This is a genomic window from Streptomyces sp. LS1784 (genome assembly GCF_020103755.1).
GTDB lineage: Bacteria > Actinomycetota > Actinomycetes > Streptomycetales > Streptomycetaceae > Kitasatospora.
Genome location: NZ_JAHSQD010000786.1, coordinates 1 through 2,966 on the forward strand (window position 1 = coordinate 1; position 2,966 = coordinate 2,966).

At 75.3% G+C, this 2,966-nt stretch carries 2 protein-coding genes and 1 pseudogene; 1 reads left to right on the forward strand and 2 read right to left on the reverse strand.

Annotated elements, in window-relative coordinates:
- Positions 1–190 precede the first annotated feature (190 nt).
- Together KS423_RS42340 and KS423_RS42345 are read right to left on the reverse strand one after the other, a co-directional pair.
- Positions 191–1,453 carry an MFS transporter gene (locus KS423_RS42340; protein ID WP_224285030.1) on the reverse strand — a complete coding sequence of 421 codons (1,263 nt, stop codon included), beginning with the start codon at positions 1,451–1,453 and terminating at the stop codon, positions 191–193.
- An 86-nt stretch (positions 1,454–1,539) separates the two neighbouring features.
- On the reverse strand, positions 1,540–2,196 hold the full coding sequence (locus KS423_RS42345) for a GntR family transcriptional regulator (protein ID WP_224285031.1): 657 nt from the start codon (positions 2,194–2,196) through the stop codon (positions 1,540–1,542).
- A gap of 181 nt (positions 2,197–2,377) precedes the next feature.
- On the opposite strand from KS423_RS42345, the pseudogene KS423_RS42350 reads away from it, so the two are divergent.
- Positions 2,378–2,966 (forward strand): annotated as a pseudogene (locus tag KS423_RS42350) (diaminopimelate decarboxylase); the annotation flags it as partial.

Consider the following 2,966-nt stretch of genomic DNA (forward strand, 5'->3'; position numbering starts at 1 on the left):
GGCGCCGGGCCGCGGCGGTGGCGCGGTACCGCGCGGAGAGTCGGGTTTCACGGGGAGCCTCTTCCCGGGGGCCGGGGCGTCCTGGTCGGCGATCCGCTCGGCCTCGTGGCCGAGGAGCGATCGTCGCTCGGCCCATCGTCGCCCGGCCCACCCGGGGCCGCCACCCGGGATGCGCCGGCGCGCTCGGCGCTCAGCGGGGCGAGGGCTCCCCCGGGCGGGGTTCGAGTGCGGTGCGGCGGGAGGAGAGGGTGATCACGGCGAGGCTGGCGAGCGCGAGGGCGGTCACCACGCCGAGCATCACGGTGTAGGAGGCCAGCGAGGAGAGCGCGGCCAGGATCGCGGGGAGCAGGAAGCCCGAGTAGCAGAGCGCGTAGTAGACGCCGGTGATGCCGGCCAGGTCGTCGGGGGTGACGATGCGCTGGATCTCCAGCAGCCCGGAGACCACCCCGATGCCGTAGGCGGCGCCGAGGAAGACCGCGCCGCACAGGCCGAGCAGCGGGGAGCGGACCGCCGCGTCGCCGGCGCAGACGGCCATGCCGCAGGCCATCAGCACCATGGAGACGATGACGCCGCGCGCCGAGGAGAGCGAGTCCAGGCGCTTGGCGAAGGGCTGGACGAGGGCACCGGTGCCGAGGGTGAGGACGGTGAGCAGGGTCGCATAGGCCAGCGACCAGTCGCCGAGCCGGTCGCCGACCAGCTGCGGGGTCACCGCGTACGCGACGCCGGCCGAGCCGAACACCCACGGGGCCATCGGCAGGACCACCCGCACGAAGCGCCGGTGCCCGGCCGCCGGGACCTTGAGGTCGGCCCAGAGGCTGCGGACGGCGGCGGTGCGGGCCCGGGTCTCGACGGCCTTCGGGAGCAGGAACAGCGCGGGCAGGGTGACCAGCAGGTGGGCGAGGTACGGGGTGACCATCGGCCAGGGGCCCCACTGGGCGAGCGCGCCGGCCACCCCGGCGCCGAGCCCGAAGCCGAGGGTCAGGGCGAGGGAGGCGCGGCGGGCTCCGGCGCCCGGGTCGGCGGCCAGGTCGTGCGGGGCCTGGGAGAGCTCCTTGACCCAGCTGGTGCCGACGGCCATCGCGATGCCGACGGCTATGCCGGTGAGGAACCGCCCGGCGTAGATGGGGAGTTCACCGGCCGCGCCGCCGCACAGCACCCCGCTGGCGGCGAGCGAGGCGGCCACCGCTCCGATCATCAGCGGGCGACGCCCGTAGCGGTCCGAGGCGGCGCCGCCGACCAGCAGTCCGGGGACCAGCCCGAGGACGTACGCCCCCAGGAAGGCGTCCACGGTGACCTCCGAGTAGCCGCCGAGGTGGCGGTACATCAGCAGCAGCGGGGTGAACTGGTTGCCGCCCCAGCCGCAGCAGAGCATGGCGAGGGCCGCGAGCAGCCACGGCCGCCCCCGGCCGGACGGTGCGACGGGACCGGCGGACGGAGGCCGGGTGGTGCTCATGGTGGTGCTGCTCCTTGTCGGATGGTGGGGTCCCGGCGGTCCGTCGGGGGTGTGCGCGCGAACCGTCGGCGCGCGCCGAGGAGAGGTCAGCGGTCGGTGACGGCCCGGTGGGCGTCCAGGTGCGCGCGCAGGGCGACGGTGAAGCCCTCGGCGTCGCGGGCCGCGATCCGCTCGACCAGCACGGTGTGCTCCTCGACCAGCGGGGCCAGCCGCTCCGGCTGGACCTGGAGCAGCTGGACGGCCATCCGGCGCTGGCGGTCGCGCAGTGTCCCGTAGAACCGCTCGGCGAGCTCGTTGCCGGAGGCCGTCACGATGCCCCGGTGGAAGGCCTCGTCGGCGTCGGCGAAGGCACCGAGGTCGGCCCGGCGGGCGGGTTCGCGCTGCTGGTCGATCAGTTCGGACAGCTGCCGCACCAGCGCGTCGAGGCCGTCGGGGCGGCGGGTGATCCGGCGTACGGCGGTGCTCTCCAGCGCCTCGCGCAGTTCCAGCACGTCCTCGGCCTCGCCGGGGCCGACCGGCACCACGACGGCTCCGCGCTTGGGGAAGAGCTGGAGCAGCCCCTCGGCCTGCAGCCGCAGGAAGGCCTCCCGGACCGGGGTGCGGCTGAGCGAGGTGCGTTCGGCGATCTCGCCCTCGCTGATCAGCGTCCCCCCGGGGAGGCCGCCGCCGAGGATGAGGTCCTTGGTCAGTTCGTACGCGCGGTCCGCGGCCGGGACGCGGGCAGGGGGCGGGGTGTCGGCCATGGAACACACCGTAGCACCATAGATGCAAGCTTAGATGCAACACCCGCCACAGGGCCGTCCGCCGGGCCGGAGCATCGGTTTCGGTACTGCTCAGGGCCGGAAGAATGCGCTTTCTCAGCCCCTCCCGCAGGACCGAGGATGGGCGGGCCAGCCAGCCTGCCGGGAGGAAGCCTTGTCCCCTGTGTCGCCAGCCCTGCCGCCCGTCGATCCGGGCCTGCTGCCGCTCACCGCCGAGTTCCGCCCCGAGGGGCTGGCCGTCGGCGGCGTGCTCCTGGACGAGGCCGCCCGCCGGTACGGCACGCCGCTGTTCGTCTACGACGAGGAGCACCTGCGCCGGCGCTGCCGCGAGGCGGTGGCCGCCTTCGGCCGGGGCAACGTCGCCTACGCCTCCAAGGCCTTCCTGTGCACCGCGATGGCCCGCCTCGCCACCGAGGAGGGCCTGCTGCTGGACGTCGCCTCCGGCGGCGAGCTGCGCACCGCGCTGTACGCCGGGGTCGACCCGGACCGGATCGTGCTCCACGGCAACAACAAGGACGAGACCGAGCTGCGCACCGCGCTGACCGTCGGCCTGCGCCACATCGTGGTGGACAGCTTCGACGAGCTGGACCGGATCGAGCGGCTGCACCGCGAGGAGGGCCTGCCCCCGGCCCGGGTCCGGCTGCGGGTGGCGCCCGGGGTCGCGGCCGGCGCCCACCAGGCCATCCAGACCGGCGGCCACGACTCCAAGTTCGGCTTCGGCCTGGCCGACGGCGCCGCCGCGGCCGCGGTGC

Excerpts from the sequence above, each read along its gene's own strand:
- KS423_RS42340 (WP_224285030.1), bottom strand. The coding sequence starts at position 1,453 with ATGAGCACCACCCGGCCTCCGTCCGCCGGTCCCGTCGCACCGTCCGGC.
- KS423_RS42345 (WP_224285031.1), bottom strand. The coding sequence starts at position 2,196 with ATGGCCGACACCCCGCCCCCTGCCCGCGTCCCGGCCGCGGACCGCGCG.